The organism is Pseudomonas sp. LBUM1664 (assembly GCF_059695895.1).
This window is the reverse complement of the sequence record NZ_CP166791.1, coordinates 4,574,837-4,592,571: the sequence shown is the minus strand read 5'-3', so window position 1 is coordinate 4,592,571 and position 17,735 is coordinate 4,574,837. Positions and strand designations below refer to the sequence as shown.

Below are 17,735 nucleotides of genomic sequence, written 5' to 3'. Positions count from 1 at the left end.
TGGTCTTGTGGCCTGTGTGGCTCGCCGCACAAGTCACCAAGACCCTGCATTCAAGGCAGCCAGCGCTGCAGAATCTGCTGCAGATCAATCCTTTTGAACGGTTTGGCGAGGTAATCGTTCATGCCTGCTTCAAGGCAGGCTTCGCGGTCGCCCTGCAAGGCATTGGCCGTCAGGGCGATGATCGGCACTTCGCTGCAGCCGGGTAACTGGCGGATCTGCCGCGTGGCTTCGTAGCCATCGATAATGGGCAGCCGGCAATCCATGAGGATCGCTTCGAAAATCAGGCTCTCGGCGCTACGTACAGCCTGGGCACCATCGGTGGCGACGCTGACCGTGAAGCCCAGGCTGCGCAGCATGGCTTCGATCACCGCTTGATTCACCGGATTGTCTTCCACCAGCAACACGTTACGGCCTTCGCCATCGCCGGTGCCACCAGGCAGCCGCGGCACCAGGGCCGGCTGGGTCTGCCGCGACAGGGCCAGCGGGATCTCCAGGGTGAATACCGAGCCATGGCCTTCTTCGCTCTGGGCCCGCAGCGTACCGCCCATGCGTTCGGCCAGGGTGCGGGCGATCGGCAGGCCCAGGCCTGTACCGCCGTAGCGCCGGGAGATCGAACTGTCGGCCTGCTGGAAGGCATCGAACATGCGCTCCAGGCTCTCGATCGGAATACCGATGCCACTGTCGCGCACCGTGCAAGTGAACCACAGCAGTTCGTGATCCAGAGCCTGCCATTGGCACTGCACGGTGATGCGGCCTTGTTCGGTGAATTTCAGTGCGTTGCCGATCAGGTTCACCAGGATCTGCCGTATCCGCGTCGGATCGCCTTGCACTTGCAAGGCCAGCATGTCGTCGGGGATCAGCAGGTCCAGGCCCAGCTTGCGTTGCGCGGCACTGTGCTGGAACGACTGGGCGCAACTGCCCACCAGCTCCGACAGATTGAACGGGATGTGCTCCAGCTCCAGGGCCGAGCGTTCGATGCGCGAAAAGTCGAGAATGTCATTGATCACCTTCAACAGGTGCTCGGTGGATTCCGACGCCAGCGCGGTGTATTCGTGCTGCTCGTCGGTCATGCGGGTGGTTTCCAGCAATTGCAGCATGCCCAGTACGCCGTTCATGGGCGTGCGCAGTTCATGGCTCATCATCGCCAGGAACTCGGACTTGGCACTGTTGGCCTTTTCCGCCTCTTCCCGGGTCTTGATCAGTTGCGCCATGGCCTGGTGTTGTTCCCGGCTGGCTTGCTCAAGCCCTTCGGCCAGGTTGTTGATATGCCGCGACAAGGCCCCCAGTTCGGCGTCTTCGACGATGGGCAGCGGGGTGTTGTAGTCGCCTTTCTGGATTGCCTTGACCGCGTTGCCGATGTCGCGGATCGGCCGGGACAGGTTGGACGCCAGGCGACGCGCCACCAGAAAAGTGAACAGCAGGGCGAACAGCGCCAGGATTGCGGCCTTGAGCAGGATTTCCTGCTGTCGCTGGCTGAAGGCGTCACTGGACATGCCGACGATTACCCGGCCCAGATAATCCTCGCCGGGCGACTCGCTGGAGGTGCTGTTGCCTTGCAAGAAGTCATTGTTCAGGGCAATGCGCTGCAAGCGAACCGGCGCCTGGAACACTTCGATCTGCTGGGTGCGACTGTGGCTTTGCTCGGGTTGCTCGACGTACACCAGAACTTTGTCTGTGCTGTCCTGAACCTCCAGGAAGCGCACGTGGGGTGTCGCCAGAGTGGCGGTGAGCAGACTTTCCAGCACGTCGTTGTTGCCGGAAATCACCCCGTATTCCGTGGCGGGGGCCAGTTGGTTGGCGATCAGTTGGCCGGTGTGGTTTAGCTCCTGGCGCAGGTCCTGGATCCGCACGAAGGTAAAGAAGCTGATTAACAGCACGGTCAGCAGCAATGCCGGGCCGAGGGCGATGAGCTGGGTGCGGGTATTGATATCCCAGCGACGACGCAAGGTCATGGGCGGTGTTCTCCTTCGGCCAACGTTGCAGCGACGGATTCGGCATCAATCGGTTCGATCCCCAGTGAGCGGGTGACCTGCCGGTTGCTCAGCACTTTGAAACGGGCTGGGTACAGGGTGCGCGGCCAGGCGGCGGCGGGGCGGTCGAGCAGATCGTCGAGAATTGCCAGCCAGTCCTCCTGGTCGCTGTAGGTGCTGGCCAGGCTACCGGCCTTGACGAACGCGGCGCTCGGCCCAATCAGCACACGTTGCCGGGCATAGCTGCTGAGCAACAGGTTCTTCACCGTCTTAGGGTTGTAGAGGTCGGGGTCGTCGAGGCCCAGGAGCACATCGCTCTGCGTCAGCAGGTTTTGCAGGGGGCGGCTGTCGTTGATGTCGTCCCAACGCTCGCTCACGATCTCCAGGCCCAGCGGTATGGCTGCCTGGCGGATGTCCTTGAGCAAAAACTCGCTGTGCCTGTCGAACAGCACACCGACTCTTCGCACTTGCGGCAGGATCGTGCGAATCAACTGTAATTGCCGTGCCACTGGCGGGTCGCTCCACAGCAGGCTCAGGTGAGCGGGCGTTGCCTCGCCCAGGCGGTCCCGGGCTTGCTGGCGGCTGATTCGCAGCACCAGAGTGGCCGGTCCGCTGGTCTCTTGCAGGCGCCAATCGAGGCTGGGCAGGTCAAGCAGGACCAGGCGGATATTGCCCGGTAATTTGTCCGGCGCCGGCAGGCTGGCCAGTGGGATAAACCGCACATTGTCTTCGGGGCGCCGGGCTTTCAGGGCCTGGGTGAAGGACTGCACGCCGGGGCCGTCCTGGGCACCCGTCAACAGAATCTCGGCGGCTCGGGCCTCGATCGTCGCCAGCCAACCTGCAAACACCAGGCATAGCGCCAGCGCCAGGCGGCCATGAAATGACCTCTTGCGTGGTTGCTCCCGGGACATCTAGAAGGACAGCTCCGCGCTGAAATACAAGGCATGACGGGAGTCGTAGCGGTTGTCGACGAATGTGGTCGGCTGGTTGTCGAGGCGTTGTTGCAGGATGCCCGCCAGCTCCAGGTTGGCCTTGGCCAGCGGGATGCGCCGGGCGAGGCGGGTGTCGACTCGTTCGAAGCGATAACCGTTGAGGGCATCGGCGGCGTAATAGAAGACCGCGCTGGTCCAGCCCAGGCCCCAGTCCCGCAGCCAGCCGGCCGAACCACTGTTGCGTGCGGTCAGTTGTTCGTCGAGGGGGTTGCTGGCCAGGGCATCGACGTAGGCGTAGGTGAGGCGCAGGCGGTCGGCGCTGCTCATGCGCCAGTCGAACTGGGTTTCGGCCCCGGAGAACTGTGATTCGTTGGTGTTGCTGGCAATGTACTGATTGTTGCGCAGCGGTTCGCTGATCATGCCGGTGATTTCGTCATGGAACAGTTTTACATCGACCGTCAGGCCCAGGTCCATGAAATAACCGTTGTAGCCCAGCTCCCGGGAGCGCATGTGCTCTTGCTCCAGGTTCCCCGGGCCACGGGTTCGGACAAAGTAACGGGCGCTGCTCTGGCCGAAGGCCGCCGGTTGGAGGTTGGTGACCTGATAGCTCCAGTTGACGTTGTTCTCGAACATGTCCGGGGAGCGCACCGCTTCGGAATACACCGCGCGCAAGCCATGGCGCGGCGTGATCAGGTAGTTGATTGCCACCCGCGGTGTCAGCGAGCTGCCGGTCAGGCGGGTGTCTTCGAACATTGCGCCGCCCTGCAACAGCCAGTGCTCGCTGGCCCGCCATTCGAGCTGGCCGAACAGCCGCCAGGTGGTGTCGTCCAGCGTGCCGTTGAAGTACGTCTCGGAGTCGGCCCGGTCGTAGCGAAAATTCGTCCCGGTGACCAGTCGCAGGCTGTCGGACAGGCTCAAGGTGTCCTGGATTTCCAGGTCGTAGCGTGACTCCCGTGCGCTTTGGTCGATATCGCCGCACAAGGTTTGCGAGGCGCCATTGCGCCACTGATCGATGACTTGATTGGCCAGCGCCTGTTCCTGTTGGGTGCCAGGCGGCGCACCGGTGTCTGTGAAGGAGGGAATGTTGCGCGCCAGTTTCTCGGCGTAGTAGGGGTTGAGTTGCCACAGGTCGGTCAGTTGCGGGCTGAAGGACACCTCGGCATCGCAGGCGCGCCAGGTCTGCTGACGATCCCAGTGCTGGATCGAGCCTTGTACATAAAGGCTGTGGTTGGGGGCCAGGTCCAGATTCCAGCGCAGCGAACCGGCATAGTCTTTGGCGATGATGTCGGAGTTATCCCCAGCGGCTGTAATCCCGGCGAACACGGGGCGGTAGGTATAAGGCCGCTGGTTGGTTCCGTCCTTGGCGTTCAGTTGCCAGTCGATGCTCTGCTGTTCATTCAAGGTCTGGCTGACGGACAGATTGAAGCGCTCCAGGCGACGACTGTCGCGGTAATCGGCGCCGTTGCGGTTGCTGTCAAAGCCGTCGTCTTCCTGGCCGGACAGCGAAAGCCGCAGGTCGCCGCCCTCCCAGCCGCTGCCTTGACTGGCGTACCAGTCGTTGATGCCGCGCTGGCCCTGGGTGACTTTCAGCCGGGTGCCATGGCTGTCGGCCGGGGCGCGGGTGATGATATTGACCACCGCCATCAGCGCATTGGCGCCGTAGCTGACGGTGTTGGGGCCGCGGAAGACTTCGATCCGGTCGATGTCTTCCATGGCCACCGGAATATCGCTCCAGTCCACCGTCGCCAGGCCGGCGCGGTACACCGAGCGGCCATCGATCAGTACCTGCATGCGTCGTGCTTCGCTGGCGTTGGTGCCGTGGTAATTCACGGTGGCCTGGTTGCCGCTGAGGTTGCCGACCATCATGCCCGGCACCAGGCGCAACAGTTCGCTGATGTCCCGGGCGCCGCTGGCCTTGATCAATTCGCTGTCCAGCACGGTCATGCTGCCCGGCACCGACGCCGGCGATTGCTTCAGGCGCGTGGCGGTCAGCACCTGGGGCAGGGACTGGCTGTCCACAAACAAGTCGTCGGCCAACACTGGCGGGCTGATGAACAGCGCCAATAGCAGCGACGAACCGGAACGGGAAGGGCCAACGGACACGGCACTGCCTTCGATAATGGAAAGGTGGCGGGCATGTTAACCGAGCTGAACGAGTTTTCCATTCACGCTGACGGCCTTTTCCTTGTGGTTTGTCGGTGGATTCGTGAAAAGATCACAGCCTTCGGCAGCATCTGCAGGGGCTGTGATCTTTTGGCTGACTCTGTCGGGCTGCTCCGTATAATGCCCAGCATTGCCACTTGGTATGGATGAACGGATTGCATATGACTGATCAGCGCCCGATTGCGGTCCTGGGAGGCGGGAGTTTCGGCACCGCCGTGGCTAACCTGCTGGCCGAGAATGGCCACCCGGTGCGCCAATGGATGCGTGACCCGGAGCAGGCCGAGGCCATCCGGGTCAATCGCGAGAACCCGCGTTACCTCAAAGGCATCAAGATTCGCCCGGAAGTGGAACCGGTGACCGACTTGCAGGCAACCCTTGAAGGCAGCGACCTGTTTTTCGTCGCCTTGCCGTCCAGTGCCTTGCGCTCGGTATTGGCGCCCCATGCCGAACGCCTCAGCGGCAAGCTGCTGGTGAGCCTGACCAAGGGCATCGAAGCCCAGACCTTCAAGCTGATGAGCGAGATCCTCGAAGAAATCGCCCCTAAAGCCCGCATCGGCGTCATTTCCGGGCCGAACCTGGCCCGGGAGATCGCCGAGCACGCGCTGACCGCCACCGTGGTGGCCAGTGAAGATGAAGCGCTGTGCCAGCGGGTCCAGGCTGCGCTCCATGGCCGTACCTTTCGGGTCTACGCCAGTGCCGACCGTTTCGGTGTGGAGCTGGGCGGGGCGTTGAAGAATGTCTACGCGATCATCGCCGGCATGGCGGTGGCGCTGGGCATGGGTGAGAACACCAAGAGCATGCTGATCACCCGGGCGCTGGCGGAAATGACGCGCTTTGCCGTCAGCCAGGGCGCCAATCCGATGACCTTCCTGGGGTTGGCCGGAGTGGGCGATCTGATTGTCACCTGTTCATCCCCCAAGAGCCGTAACTATCAGGTCGGTTTCGCCCTCGGTCAGGGCCTGAGCCTGGACGAGGCTGTGTCGCGCTTGGGCGAAGTGGCCGAAGGGGTCAACACCCTCAAGGTGCTCAAGGCCAAGTCCCAGGAGGCCGGTGTTTATATGCCGTTGGTTGCCGGGCTGCATGCGATCCTGTTCGAAGGGCGCACACTGGAACAGGTGATCGAACTGTTGATGCGTGGCGAACCGAAGACCGACGTCGATTTCATTTCCACCAGCGGTTTCAACTGAGCCTCTGATCAGAAGCAGGAGCGAGCTATGAACGATCCGAAAGAACCGGCCCAATATGAGTCCATCCTGCTGCGCGTGTTGTGGATGGTGATTTATCTGCTGGTCTGGCAGGTGGCGCAATTCATCCTCGGCGCCGTGGTACTGGTGCAATTGATCTATCGGCTGATCTACGGCGCACCCAGTGCCAGCCTGATGAATTTCGGCGACAGCATGAGCCAGTTCCTCGCCCAGATCGGCCGTTTCGGTACCTTCCACAGTGACCAGAAACCCTGGCCGTTTGCTGACTGGCCAACGCCGCGCGCGCCGGAAGGTGAAGCGCCTCACGTCGTGGCAGCGGCCCCGCATCCCGTCCGGGACGAAGAGCCGAAGCTATGAAACTCTGGATATTGCGTCATGGTGAAGCCGAGCCATACGGTGCCCGTCCCGATCCTGAGCGGGCCCTGACCGCTCACGGTCGCGAAGAAGCGTTGCGCAGCGCCGCGCAACTGATCGGCCAGCCGTTGACCGCCATTTATGCCAGCCCGTACCTGCGCGCCCAGCAGACCGCGCAACTGGTGCGCGAAGCACTGGGTTTGCAGCCCGAACTGATCACGGTGCACTGGCTCACGCCGGACACCCGGCCGCAGAAAGTCCTGGAACACCTCAATGTTCAGGGCGATGTGCTGCTGGTCAGCCATAACCCGCTGGTGGGCAGCCTGCTGGGCTTGTTGCAACACGGTCACCTGCAACAACCCGAGCAGGTGCAGACGGCTGGCCTGGCCGAGCTGGAAGGCGACCTGCTGTTGGCCGGGGCGATGAAGCTCAAGCGTCTGTAATGTGGGAGCAAGGCTTGCCCGCGATGGTGTCGACGCGCAATACCTGATCCACCACTGCGTCTGCATCGCGTCAAGCCTTGCTCGCGCAGTGCTGTGCAGGATTGAATGCAATAAAACCTACAAAGGAAGGACCGCGATGAGTCTGTGGCGCACCACTCCCAACATTGAGCAATTGAACGCCGCCGGTAAAAACACCATCAGCGAGGTGCTGGACATTCGTTTCGAGTCTTTCGACGATGAGTCCCTGACCGCCAGCATGGTAGTTGATCACCGCACCCACCAGCCGTTTGGCCTGTTGCATGGCGGCGCTTCGGTGGTGCTGGCCGAAACGGTCGGCTCCATGGCCGCGTACCTGTGTGTGGACCCCGGCAAGTTCTATTGCGTGGGCCTGGAAATCAACGCCAACCACCTGCGCGGTGTGCGCAGTGGGCGGGTGACCGCCACGGCCCGGATGGTGCACCTGGGCCGTACCACCCAGGTCTGGGACATCCGCCTGAGCAACGATGACGGCAAGGTCAACTGCGTGTCGCGCCTGACCATGGCGGTGGTGCCGCTGGGTGAGCAACCGCCTGGGCGTTGAAACTTGGACTGGAGCGCGATCTCTTGTGATGAGGGGGATAAATCCCCTCGCCACAGGTTCGCGCAGCTCATACAGCTCACAGCCCCATAGCCCAAGCTCGACTGTCATCATTCCTGTCAGTTACGGTCATTGCCGCGCCGTCGGGTTCTGCGGACAATCAGTCCCAGTTCTTCCATGGATCGCTGTCATGTCGCAACAGGTGTTTTTCACCCACGCCAATGGTTTCCCCTCGGCCACCTACGGCAAGCTGTTTGCCGCGCTGGCGCCGCAGTACAAGGTCGCGCATCTGGAATTGCACGGCCATGACCCGCGTTTCCCGGTGGACGATAACTGGCACAACCTGGTGGACGAGCTCATCCATCACCTGGAACAGCAACCAGAGCCGGTGTGGGGCGTCGGCCATTCACTGGGCGGCGTACTGCACCTGCACGCGGCGTTGCGGTGCCCTCAACTCTATCGTGGCGTGGTCATGCTCGATTCGCCGGTGCTGACCCGCGCCGACCGGTGGGTGATCCTGGCCGCCAAGCGCCTGGGGTTCATTGATCGCCTGACCCCGGCCGGCCGGACCTTGGGGCGGCGTGAAGAATTTTGTGACCTGGAATCGGCCCGGCAGTATTTTGCCGGCAAGACCTTATTCCGTGGTTTCGATCCGGAATGCTTCGACGCCTACCTGCAACATGGCCTGCAGCAAGTCGGCGACCGATTGCGGCTGCGCTTTGACCCGGCCACGGAAATCAGTATTTACCGCGGCGTACCGCACACAAGCCCCGGGCGGGCCCGTAAGCTCAAAGTGCCGCTGGCGGTGGTGCGAGGCCGGCAGAGTCGCGTGGTGATGCGTCATCACACCCGTTCGGTGGGCCGCATGCCCCATGGCGAATCCCTGAGTATGCCCGGCGGCCATATGTTTCCCCTCGAGCGTCCGCAAGACACGGCCGATCTGCTCAAGGATCTGTTCCAGCGGTGGGAAGGACGCAGCGCATGAGCGCGGTCGAAGAAGTCCGTCTGAGCCTGCCCCACATCGAACTGGCCGCCCACTTGTTCGGGCCGGAAGATGGCCGACCGGTGATCGCCTTGCATGGCTGGCTGGACAATGCCAACAGTTTCGCCCGGCTGGCACCCCGGCTGGAGGGCGTGCGGGTGATTGCCCTGGACATGGCCGGTCACGGTCATTCCGGACACCGCCCGCCTGGCGCCGGCTACGCCCTGTGGGACTACGCGCATGATGTGCTGCAAGTCGCCGAACAGCTGGGTTTAAAGCGTTTCGCCCTGCTGGGACATTCCATGGGGGCCATTGTGTCGCTGGTGCTGGCCGGTGCCTTGCCAGAGCGGGTAACACACTTGGGGCTGATCGACGGAGTGATTCCTCCTACCGCCAAAGGCGACAATGCGGCCGAACGCATGGGCATGGCCCTGCAAGCGCAATTGGATTTGCAGCAAAAACGCAAGCCGGTCTACAAAACCCTCGACCGGGCCATCGAAGCCCGCATGAAAGGCCTGGTCGCGGTCAGCCGCGAGGCCGCCGAGTTGCTGGCCCAGCGCGGCCTGATGCCGGTGCCGGGAGGCTACACCTGGCGCACCGACAATCGCCTGACCTTGCCATCGCCGCTACGCCTGACCGATGAACAGGCCATGGCGTTCGTGGCGCGCGTCGGTTGTCCTGCGCACCTGGTGGTGGCTGCCGACGGCATGCTTGCCCGGCACCCTGAGCTGCTGGAGCGGCTACCCTTCAGCCATGAACAGTTGCCCGGCGGCCATCATTTGCACCTGAACGATGAGGTCGGCGCCGCGCTTGTAGCAGACTGTTTCAATCGGTTTTTCACCGTTCCTTGACTTGCGCCGGGCAACTGTCGAGGCTGGGCGGGTTGAAAGGGAGACAACCATGACAGATCTCTGTTTACCAGCCTCGCGACGCATCGACGACGCCAGTTCCGTCCAAGAGACCCAGGCCAAGCCGATCCGATGAAATTATCCGTTCATTCACTCGCCCTGCTGGCGCTCGCCTGCTTCAGCCCGGCGTCGTTCGCCGCCGATGTGCCCGGCAGTCGGGACCTGGAGCGCGTACCACGCATACCCGACGCGCAGATCGTCGATTATCGGCAAACCAGCGGCCTGGAGCGGGTTTACCCCCTGGGCTCGATCCGCAAGATCAGCGGCCAGTTGCGCTTCGACGGGCAAGTCGATGCCCGTGGTAGCGCCACGTCGGTGACCTACGAACTGCCGCCGGAACATTCCGCCACCCAAGGCTTTACCGTCGCCCGCGAAGCATTGCAGAAGCAGGGTGCCGAGCTACTGTTCTGGTGTCAGGCTCGCGATTGTGGCGAAAGCAGCCTGTGGGCCAACGACGTCTTCGGCAATGCCAAGCTCTACGGCGACGACAATGGCCAGGCCTATCTGCTGCTGCGCCTGGCGCCGCCAGCGGACAACACGCTGATTGCGCTGTATGGCATTACTCGCGGCAACCGCAAGGCCTACCTGCACGTCGAGCAATTCGAGGCGAGCACACCGCTGGGGGACTTGCTGCCGACCTCGGCCACGCTGTTGCGCCAGCTCAAGGACACCGGCGTGCTGGACTTGCCGCGTCTTGCCGGTGAGCCGGACGAAACCTGGTTGCGCCTGCTGTCCCGGGCGCTGAACCTGGACACGGGCCTGCGGGTCAGTATCGCCGGCCCCGAGGCGCAGGCCTGGCGTCAGGCGCTGATTGACCAGGGCGTCCGGGCGGCGCGTATGGAGGCCGCCAGTGGCGATGCGGCGGGCCTGCACCTTGAGTTACTGCGATAAGCTGTTTCGGGTGACGGGTTTTACGCCGTCGCCCTGGCCCTGTTCATTTTTCGAGACCTTACATGCTCAATAACGATCGGCTGTTGGTGCAGATCCTGCTCCTGGTGTTGTTTGGCGCGAGCCTTTGGGTGATGGCTCCGTTCTGGTCGGCGCTGTTCTGGGGGGCGGTGCTGGCTTTCGCCAGTTGGCCGCTGATGCGCCTGCTGACCCGCTGGGTCAACGGTCGCGAATCCCTGGCTGCGGCGTTGCTGACGGTGGGCTGGATGCTGCTGGTGGCGGTGCCGCTGGTGTGGCTCGGTTTCAACCTGGCCGACCATGTGCGCGATGCCACGGCGTTCATCAAGGACGTGCAGGTCGACGGCCTGCCCGAGGCCCCGGTCTGGCTGGCCGGCGTACCGCTGGTGGGTGGACGATTGGTGGGTATCTGGAACAGCATCGACCAGCAGGGGGCGGCGATGATGGTGTCTGTCAGGCCGTACCTGGGGCAGGTTGGCAACTGGCTGCTGGCCCGCAGTGCACAGATCGGTGGCGGCATTCTCGAACTGACGCTGAGTATTGTGTTCGTGTTCTTTTTCTATCGTGACGGCCCGCGACTGGCGGTGTTCGTCCACGGGTTGCTGGAGCGTCTGATCGGCGATCGCGCCGGCTACTACATCGAATTGGTGGCCGGTACGGTGCAGCGGGTGGTCAACGGCGTGATTGGCACTGCAGCGGCCCAGGCCGTGCTGGCGCTGATCGGTTTCCTGATTGCCGGGGTACCGGGTGCGCTGGTGCTGGGGGTAGTCACCTTCCTGCTCAGCCTGATTCCCATGGGCCCGCCGCTGGTCTGGATTCCCGCCACGGCTTGGCTGGCGTGGAAGGGCGAATACGGGATGGCGGTGTTCCTGGGCATCTGGGGGGTCTTTATCATCAGTGGCGTGGACAATGTGCTCAAACCCTACCTGATCAGCCGTGGCGGAAACCTGCCGTTGGTGATCGTGTTGCTGGGGGTGTTCGGCGGGCTGATCGCCTTCGGTTTCATCGGCCTGTTCATTGGTCCGACCCTATTGGCGGTGGCGTATAGCTTGCTGACGGACTGGAGCAAAAGCCAAGCACGTTAGCAATGCAGCCCTCGCCACAACGTCATCATTTCGATCAGTAGCGAACCTGCCCCCTGTAGGGGCAGGCTTGTTGAAGGCTATGGGTGAATCAGGTCGCCACGTCCAGGTATTTCCCCACGGTGGCAACGTTATCCAGCGAGTATTGCCGGCTGAGGTTGGCGATCATCCTGTTCAGTGCTTCGCTGGTATTGGCCTGATCGGTGGAGCTGCCGCTGCTGCGGCTGGCCTGCAAGGCGCTGTCGAGCTCGTCGCTGCTGATCCCGCCGCTGCTGTCGCTGTCCAGTGCTGTCATCAACAACGCGCTGGCATCGGTGCTCGTGGAGGAACTGTTGCCGGTCTGCAAGGCGCTGGTCAGTTCGCTGGCAGTGACGGAGCCGTCGTCATCGACGTCGAGCTGGCTGAACAGCTCTTCACTGGAGGCCTGTTGCGGTGGTGGAGGCGGTGGCGCGAGGCTGGCGGCGAGTTCATCGGCGCTGACGATACCGTCTTCATTTTTGTCCAGGGCGGAGAACACTTGCTGGCTGTCGGCAGTGCTGCCGGCGCTGGTCAGGCCACTGCTCAACTCGTCGCTGCTGACCCCGCCATCACCGTCGGCGTCCAAGGCGCTGAGCAGCGCATCGGCCAATTCGGTATTCGGCGCCTGGTCCCGTGGCGGCGGAGGCGGCAGTGCCATCGCGGCTATTTCCTCGCTGCTCAGGTCGCCGCTGCTGTCACTGTCCAGGTCACCAAAGTTGTCGCTCAGGCTGACCAGAATGCCGTCATCGCTCTTCTGCGACAGGGCCGAGCTCAATTCGTCCTGATCGACCGAGCCGTTGCCGTTATTGTCGAGCTTGGAGATCAGTTCTTTTTGAAATTGCTGGCTTCGGGCACTGCTGGTCACGGTATTACTGGTACTGGAGTACGTCGAATAACTGCTGACGCTACCGATCATGAGCGCTCTCCTTGGGCTGGAATAGCCGATGGGTGCACCGGCTTATGTAGCCTTTATGGAGAAGTTGTCGTGGGTGTGTATGGTTTGTACTTGAGTGGATACATAGCGTTCGAGCCACGCGGACGGACCCTGTGCGAGTCTGTTCGCGATGACGGTCGGTCTGCGGCATCTATGCTGGATGTGCCGACGCTTTCGCGAGCAGGCTCGCTCCACAAGGGATAGGTATTCTATGGAGAATTGACCTTGGGCTCAGGCGCGAGGCAGGCGGATGACAGCGGTCAATCCGCCCCCCGGCGTTTCTTCCAGGCATAGCTGCCCGCCCAGGCGTTCGGCGGCTTCCCGGGCGATGGTCATGCCCAGGCCGACGCCGCCGGAATTGCGGTTGCGCGAGCCTTCCAGGCGATAGAAGGGTTCGAACACCGCTTCGCGTTTGTCCGCCGCAATACCGGGACCGTGGTCGATGACCCGAATCAGTACGTGGTGACGCTGGTCTTCCAGGATGATCAATGCATGGCCGGCGTAGCGCAGGGCGTTGTCCATGAGGTTGTTGAGACATGAGCGCAGCGCCATTGGCTGCACCTGCAACGGGGCGCAGAAACCGTTGACCTGCACATCTGCACCCTGGTCCTGGGCGTTTTCGCTCAGCGATTCCACCAGGGCCTGCACGTCCATCCATTGCGACGCTTCGCTGGTGCGCTGTTCGTGCAGGTAAGTGAGCGTGGCATCGAGCATGCCGATCATGTCGTTCAGATCCTGACGCATCTGGCCTTGCAGCTTGATGTCATCAATCTGTTCCAGGCGCAGCTTGAGTCGCGAAAGCGGGGTGCGCAGGTCATGGGATACCGCACCGAGCATGCGTGAGCGCTGCTGCACCTGCTCGCGAATTCGCCGCTGCATCGAGTTAAACGTGTGGGCGGCTTGCCGCGCCTCCCTAGGCCCGGTCTCGTCCAGCGGCGGGCTGTCTAGGTTCTCGCTCAGGCGTTCGGCGGCGTCGCTCAGGCGTTGGATCGGTCGGGTCAGCAGTTTGGCGCCGTACCAGGCCGCGACGATCAGGAATATAAACTGAAACGTCAGCGGCACTATCGGGCCGCCGAACCAAGGGCGCGGGGGGCGGTTGGACGACGGACTATAGGTTGGCGCTCCTTCGACTTGCTGGGCATGTTCCGGCGCTAATCCGGGAAGGGGCGGTCGGTCGTAATGAGAAAACCAGACGAAGGCCAACAAATGCGCCAGGACGATTGCCAGCAACAACACGCCATACAGGCGGCCGAACAGCGAGTCGAGGCGCAATTGCATCAGCCAATGTCCCGTGCGTCGAACAGGTAGCCTTCACCGCGTACGGTCTTGATCAGTTGCGGGGCCTTCGGGTCGTCGCCCAGTTTCTGGCGCAGACGCGAGACCAGCAGATCGATGCTGCGGTCGAACGCCTCGATGGAGCGTCCGCGGGCGGCGTCCAGCAGCTGTTCGCGGCTGAGCACCCGACGCGGTCGTTCGATAAAGACCCACAACAGCCGGAACTCGGCGTTGGACAGCGGTACTACCAGCCCGTCGGCGGAGATCAGTTGGCGCAGTACGCTGTTGAGCCGCCAGTTATCGAAGCGAATGTTGGCCCGCTGTTCGGTGCGGTCGTCACGCACGCGGCGCAGGATCGTCTGGATTCGTGCCACCAGTTCCCTCGGTTCGAAGGGCTTGGCCATGTAATCGTCGGCGCCCAGTTCCAGGCCGATGATGCGGTCAGTGGGTTCGCAGCGGGCGGTCAGCATCAGGATCGGAATGTCCGATTCGGCGCGCAGCCAGCGGCACAGCTGCAAGCCGTCTTCGCCCGGCAGCATCAGATCGAGCACGACCACGTCGAAATGTTCGGCCAGCATCGCCTGGCGCATGGCTGCGCCATCGGTCACGCCGCTGGCGCGTATGCTGAAACGGGCCAGGTAATCGATCAGCAGCTCACGGATTGGTACATCGTCATCGACGATCAGCGCGCGGATGCTCCAGCGCTTGTCATCGAAAAGCGCTTTTTGATCGTCAGAATTCGCAACTGGGGTGTTCTGCATGGGTGCATCATCTGCCAGGTAAGCTGCCAACCGTAAAGAAGGCGGCGAGGTTGTGGCTCCAGCATAGGCTTCAGGCCGCGAGGCGTGAAGCGCTGAAAGGACGGGTTGCGGCGACGGACGGTAGCGGGTCGGCGTGTTGGGCGCGTGTCATGATTGTATCTGTTTGGATACAAACTCCTACATTGCCATTGCTGTCCGAGGCGCGATGATGATTTACCGATCATTGGGTCCCGCACCGGCGCTGGTTCCGCTACAATGCGCGCCGATTTCGACTTGCCTGAGAGCCCGCTCATGTCCGCCTGCCAGACGCCTATTATCGTCGCCCTGGATTTCCCTACCCGTGACGCCGCCCTGAAGCTGGCCGACCAGTTGGACCCCAAGCTCTGCCGGGTCAAAGTCGGCAAGGAGCTATTCACCAGTTACGCATCGGAGATCGTTGGTACTTTGCGTGACAAGGGTTTCGAAGTGTTCCTTGACCTTAAGTTCCACGACATTCCTAACACGACTGCGATGGCTGTCAAGGCCGCCGCGGAGATGGGCGTGTGGATGGTCAACGTGCATTGCTCCGGTGGCCTGCGCATGATGGCGGCCTGCCGTGAAGTGCTGGATCAGCGCAGCGGTCCAAAACCGCTGCTGATCGGTGTGACCGTGCTGACCAGCATGGAGCGCGAGGACCTGGCTGGGATCGGCCTGGACGTCGAGCCTCAGGTGCAGGTGCTGCGTCTGGCGGCGCTGGCAAAGAAAGCTGGCCTGGACGGTCTGGTCTGTTCGGCCCAGGAGGCCCATGCCCTGAAAGCGGCGCATCCGTCGCTGCAACTGGTGACCCCGGGGATTCGTCCGGCAGGCAGCGCCCAGGACGATCAACGTCGCATCCTGACCCCGCGCCAGGCGCTGGACGCCGGTTCCGATTACCTGGTGATCGGTCGTCCGATCAGCCAGGCGGCGGATCCGGCCAAGGCGCTGGCTGCCGTGGTGGCCGAGATCAAACACTGAAGATCCCTATGTGGGAGCGGGCTTGCTCGCGAATGCGGTGTGTTATTCAGCGATATGCCAACTGATATGCCGCATTCGCGAGCAAGCCCGCTCCCACAATAGTTTGGTGTCAGACCTTCAATACCAACTTCCCCACATTCTCTCCGCTGAACAATTTGGTCAGTGTCTCGGGGAAGGTTTCCAGCCCTTCGACAATGTCTTCCTTGCTCTTGAGCTGCCCCTTGGCCATCCAGCCGGCCATTTCCTGCCCGGCGGCGGCGTACTGCGAGACGTAGTCCATGACCACGAAGCCCTCCATGCGCGCGCGGTTGACCAGCAGGGATAGATAGTTGGCTGGGCCCTTCACCGCTTCCTTGTTGTTGTACTGGCTGATAGCGCCGCAGATCACCACGCGAGCCTTGAGGTTCAAGCGGCTGAGCACCGCATCCAGGATATCGCCCCCGACGTTATCGAAATACACATCCACGCCTTTGGGGCATTCGCGCTTGAGACCGGCATGCACGTCTTCACTCTTGTAGTCGATGGCGCCGTCAAAACCCAATTCATCGATCAGGAATTTGCATTTGTCGGCCCCGCCGGCGATGCCCACCACGCGACAACCTTTGATCTTGGCGATCTGTCCGGCAATGCTGCCCACCGCACCGGCGGCGCCCGACAGCACCACGGTCTCGCCGGCCTTGGGTGCGCCGACGTCCAGCAGGGCGAAATAGGCGGTCATGCCGGTCATGCCCAGCGCGGACAAATAACGTGGCAGCGGCGCCAGTTTCGGATCGACCTTGTAGAAACCTCTCGGCTCGCCGAGGAAATAGTCCTGCACGCCCAACGCACCATTGACGTAGTCCCCGACCGCGAACCCCAGGTTGTTCGAGGCAATCACCTGGCCTACACCCAATGCCCGCATCACTTCGCCGATGCCTACCGGCGGTATGTAGGACTTGCCTTCGTTCATCCAGCCACGCATGGCCGGGTCCAGGGACAGATACTCGTTCTTCACCAGGATTTGACCGGCTGCCGGTTCGCCGACCGGTATTTGCTGATACGTGAACGTCTCGCGGGTCGCGGCGCCCACTGGGCGTTTAGCGAGCAGGAATTGGCGATTGGTCTGGGCAGTCATGACGGGCACTCAAGATGAATGAAGCTTTGTTGATAGACCTTCGAAACGTTTGCCGCAAGATTTGCTGACGCAGCGAATGCACTGCGATCCAATACGGTGATAGTGCTGCCGGGGGCTTTATCACTGACGCTCATGAATCCTCAAACGCCAATTGGATAGTGCTGCCGCGTCATCGAGGCCTGTGACTAGACTGGCGTCATCCCCCGCATTCTTCGAGGAACTGACAATGAGCATGACGTTTTCCGGACAGGTCGCCGTGGTAACGGGCGCAGCCGCAGGCATTGGCCGCGCCACTGCCCAGGCGTTCGCGGCAGAGGGCCTGAAAGTGGTGGTCGCCGACCTGGACGTGGCGGGCGGCGAGGGCACGGTGCAGTCGATTCGTGATGCGGGCGGCGAGGCGGTGTTCGTGCGCTGCAACGTGACGCTGGAAAACGACGTGCAGCATCTGATGAGCGAGGTGATTAATACTTACGGTCGCCTCGATTACGCCTTCAACAATGCCGGGATCGAGATCGAGAAGGGCAAACTGGCCGACGGCACCCTCGATGAATTCGACGCGATCATGGGCGTCAATGTGAAGGGCGTTTGGCTGTGCATGAAATACCAGTTGCCATTGCTGCTGGCCCAGGGCGGTGGTGCCATCGTCAATACGGCCTCGGTGGCGGGCCTGGGGGCAGCGCCGAAGATGAGCATTTATGCGGCCTCCAAGCATGCGGTGATTGGCCTGACCAAGTCGGCGGCCATCGAATACGCCAAGAAGAAAATCCGCGTGAATGCGGTCTGCCCGGCCGTGATCGACACCGACATGTTTCGCCGTGCCTATGAAGCGGATCCGAAAAAAGGCGAGTTCGCCAACGCCATGCATCCGGTGGGGCGTATCGGCAAGGTCGAAGAAATCGCCAGCGCCGTGCTGTATTTGTGCAGCGATGGCGCAGCGTTCACCACCGGCCATTCCCTGGCGGTGGATGGCGGCGTCACGGCGTTCTGAGGGAAGCTGTGTTCAGCTTGTAGGATGAAGCCCGCACTGGTTGCGGGCTTTTTCGTGGGCGGCGAAAAATTCCTTGGGTCTGCCCATCAATGTGTTGCAAAGGGTGAGAAAAGGCTGTTTTTGCGACGTT

Annotated in this window: 17 protein-coding genes; 10 read left to right on the top strand and 7 right to left on the bottom strand. The window is 62.2% G+C overall.

All coding sequences use genetic code 11. The features are described from left to right. Positions 1 to 50 precede the first annotated feature (50 nt). From ACA047_RS21485 to ACA047_RS21475, 3 genes are read right to left on the bottom strand one after another with little or no spacing between them, the layout of a single operon-like run. Positions 51 to 1,952, bottom strand: a complete 1,902-nt coding sequence (locus tag ACA047_RS21485; protein WP_497352741.1) for an ATP-binding protein — start codon at positions 1,950 to 1,952, stop codon at positions 51 to 53. Continuing rightward, positions 1,949 to 2,881 (bottom strand): ABC transporter substrate-binding protein, encoded by a 933-nt coding sequence (locus tag ACA047_RS21480; protein ID WP_497352739.1) that lies wholly within the window; start codon positions 2,879 to 2,881, stop codon positions 1,949 to 1,951. The genes ACA047_RS21485 and ACA047_RS21480 overlap by 4 nt, the downstream gene beginning before the upstream one ends. Next, positions 2,882 to 5,005: a TonB-dependent receptor plug domain-containing protein gene (locus ACA047_RS21475; protein ID WP_497352737.1), complete on the bottom strand. Its 2,124-nt coding sequence runs from the start codon at positions 5,003 to 5,005 to the stop codon at positions 2,882 to 2,884. Positions 5,006 to 5,226: 221 nt separating this feature from the next. Between ACA047_RS21475 and ACA047_RS21470 the strand changes: the two genes are divergently transcribed. From ACA047_RS21470 to ACA047_RS21435, 8 genes are all read left to right on the top strand, one after another. Beyond that, positions 5,227 to 6,252, top strand: coding sequence for an NAD(P)H-dependent glycerol-3-phosphate dehydrogenase (locus ACA047_RS21470; protein WP_497352735.1), 1,026 nt, complete (start codon positions 5,227 to 5,229; stop codon positions 6,250 to 6,252). Between the two features lie 27 nt (positions 6,253 to 6,279). After that, positions 6,280 to 6,627: a DUF4389 domain-containing protein gene (locus ACA047_RS21465; RefSeq protein ID WP_497352733.1), complete on the top strand. Its 348-nt coding sequence runs from the start codon at positions 6,280 to 6,282 to the stop codon at positions 6,625 to 6,627. Then, positions 6,624 to 7,067, top strand: coding sequence for a phosphohistidine phosphatase SixA (gene sixA / locus ACA047_RS21460; RefSeq protein WP_497352731.1), 444 nt, complete (start codon positions 6,624 to 6,626; stop codon positions 7,065 to 7,067). The genes ACA047_RS21465 and sixA overlap by 4 nt, the downstream gene beginning before the upstream one ends. Positions 7,068 to 7,203: 136 nt before the next feature. After that, the gene (locus ACA047_RS21455) at positions 7,204 to 7,647 is read left to right on the top strand and encodes a hotdog fold thioesterase (protein ID WP_497352729.1); all 444 of its coding nucleotides are present in this window, start codon (positions 7,204 to 7,206) and stop codon (positions 7,645 to 7,647) included. A gap of 187 nt (positions 7,648 to 7,834) precedes the next feature. After that, positions 7,835 to 8,629, top strand: a complete 795-nt coding sequence (locus ACA047_RS21450) for an alpha/beta fold hydrolase (RefSeq protein ID WP_497352727.1) — start codon at positions 7,835 to 7,837, stop codon at positions 8,627 to 8,629. Continuing rightward, positions 8,626 to 9,477 carry an alpha/beta hydrolase gene (locus ACA047_RS21445; RefSeq protein ID WP_497352725.1) on the top strand — a complete coding sequence of 284 codons (852 nt, stop codon included), beginning with the start codon at positions 8,626 to 8,628 and terminating at the stop codon, positions 9,475 to 9,477. The genes ACA047_RS21450 and ACA047_RS21445 overlap by 4 nt, the downstream gene beginning before the upstream one ends. A 129-nt stretch (positions 9,478 to 9,606) precedes the next feature. Further along, the gene (locus tag ACA047_RS21440; RefSeq protein ID WP_497352723.1) at positions 9,607 to 10,425 is read left to right on the top strand and encodes a DUF4892 domain-containing protein; all 819 of its coding nucleotides are present in this window, start codon (positions 9,607 to 9,609) and stop codon (positions 10,423 to 10,425) included. Positions 10,426 to 10,487: 62 nt separating this feature from the next. After that, positions 10,488 to 11,525 carry an AI-2E family transporter gene (locus tag ACA047_RS21435; protein ID WP_497352721.1) on the top strand — a complete coding sequence of 346 codons (1,038 nt, stop codon included), beginning with the start codon at positions 10,488 to 10,490 and terminating at the stop codon, positions 11,523 to 11,525. A gap of 88 nt (positions 11,526 to 11,613) precedes the next feature. On the opposite strand, the gene xopAW is transcribed toward ACA047_RS21435, so the two are convergent. From xopAW to ACA047_RS21420, 3 genes are all read right to left on the bottom strand, one after another. After that, the gene (gene xopAW, locus ACA047_RS21430; RefSeq protein ID WP_497352719.1) at positions 11,614 to 12,456 is read right to left on the bottom strand and encodes a XopAW family type III secretion system calcium-binding effector; all 843 of its coding nucleotides are present in this window, start codon (positions 12,454 to 12,456) and stop codon (positions 11,614 to 11,616) included. Between the two features lie 249 nt (positions 12,457 to 12,705). Beyond that, positions 12,706 to 13,752, bottom strand: coding sequence for a sensor histidine kinase (locus ACA047_RS21425; RefSeq protein WP_497352717.1), 1,047 nt, complete (start codon positions 13,750 to 13,752; stop codon positions 12,706 to 12,708). Further along, positions 13,752 to 14,510, bottom strand: coding sequence for a response regulator (locus ACA047_RS21420; protein ID WP_497352715.1), 759 nt, complete (start codon positions 14,508 to 14,510; stop codon positions 13,752 to 13,754). Before ACA047_RS21420 ends, ACA047_RS21425 begins: the two co-directional genes overlap by 1 nt. Positions 14,511 to 14,801: 291 nt before the next feature. Here ACA047_RS21420 and pyrF point away from each other — a divergent pair, with 291 nt between their 5' ends. After that, a complete protein-coding gene (gene pyrF, locus ACA047_RS21415; protein ID WP_497352713.1) occupies positions 14,802 to 15,503 on the top strand; it encodes an orotidine-5'-phosphate decarboxylase in 702 nt (233 codons plus the stop codon). 109 nt (positions 15,504 to 15,612) lie between these two features. On the opposite strand, the gene ACA047_RS21410 is transcribed toward pyrF, so the two are convergent. Further along, positions 15,613 to 16,617: an NADP-dependent oxidoreductase gene (locus ACA047_RS21410; protein ID WP_497352711.1), complete on the bottom strand. Its 1,005-nt coding sequence runs from the start codon at positions 16,615 to 16,617 to the stop codon at positions 15,613 to 15,615. Between the two features lie 226 nt (positions 16,618 to 16,843). Here ACA047_RS21410 and ACA047_RS21405 point away from each other — a divergent pair, with 226 nt between their 5' ends. Next, on the top strand, positions 16,844 to 17,605 hold the full coding sequence (locus tag ACA047_RS21405; RefSeq protein ID WP_497352709.1) for an SDR family oxidoreductase: 762 nt from the start codon (positions 16,844 to 16,846) through the stop codon (positions 17,603 to 17,605). Positions 17,606 to 17,735 lie beyond the last annotated feature (130 nt).

Bases quoted from the DNA above. Each gene is read 5' to 3' on its own strand.
- ACA047_RS21485 (WP_497352741.1), bottom strand. From the start codon at position 1,952: ATGACCTTGCGTCGTCGCTGGGATATCAATACCCGCACCCAGCTCATC.
- ACA047_RS21480 (WP_497352739.1), bottom strand. From the start codon at position 2,881: ATGTCCCGGGAGCAACCACGCAAGAGGTCATTTCATGGCCGCCTGGCG.
- ACA047_RS21470 (WP_497352735.1), top strand. From the start codon at position 5,227: ATGACTGATCAGCGCCCGATTGCGGTCCTGGGAGGCGGGAGTTTCGGC.
- ACA047_RS21465 (WP_497352733.1), top strand. From the start codon at position 6,280: ATGAACGATCCGAAAGAACCGGCCCAATATGAGTCCATCCTGCTGCGC.
- sixA (WP_497352731.1), top strand. From the start codon at position 6,624: ATGAAACTCTGGATATTGCGTCATGGTGAAGCCGAGCCATACGGTGCC.
- ACA047_RS21455 (WP_497352729.1), top strand. From the start codon at position 7,204: ATGAGTCTGTGGCGCACCACTCCCAACATTGAGCAATTGAACGCCGCC.
- ACA047_RS21450 (WP_497352727.1), top strand. From the start codon at position 7,835: ATGTCGCAACAGGTGTTTTTCACCCACGCCAATGGTTTCCCCTCGGCC.
- ACA047_RS21445 (WP_497352725.1), top strand. From the start codon at position 8,626: ATGAGCGCGGTCGAAGAAGTCCGTCTGAGCCTGCCCCACATCGAACTG.
- ACA047_RS21440 (WP_497352723.1), top strand. From the start codon at position 9,607: ATGAAATTATCCGTTCATTCACTCGCCCTGCTGGCGCTCGCCTGCTTC.
- ACA047_RS21435 (WP_497352721.1), top strand. From the start codon at position 10,488: ATGCTCAATAACGATCGGCTGTTGGTGCAGATCCTGCTCCTGGTGTTG.
- xopAW (WP_497352719.1), bottom strand. From the start codon at position 12,456: ATGATCGGTAGCGTCAGCAGTTATTCGACGTACTCCAGTACCAGTAAT.
- ACA047_RS21425 (WP_497352717.1), bottom strand. From the start codon at position 13,752: ATGCAATTGCGCCTCGACTCGCTGTTCGGCCGCCTGTATGGCGTGTTG.
- ACA047_RS21420 (WP_497352715.1), bottom strand. From the start codon at position 14,510: ATGCAGAACACCCCAGTTGCGAATTCTGACGATCAAAAAGCGCTTTTC.
- pyrF (WP_497352713.1), top strand. From the start codon at position 14,802: ATGTCCGCCTGCCAGACGCCTATTATCGTCGCCCTGGATTTCCCTACC.
- ACA047_RS21410 (WP_497352711.1), bottom strand. From the start codon at position 16,617: ATGACTGCCCAGACCAATCGCCAATTCCTGCTCGCTAAACGCCCAGTG.
- ACA047_RS21405 (WP_497352709.1), top strand. From the start codon at position 16,844: ATGAGCATGACGTTTTCCGGACAGGTCGCCGTGGTAACGGGCGCAGCC.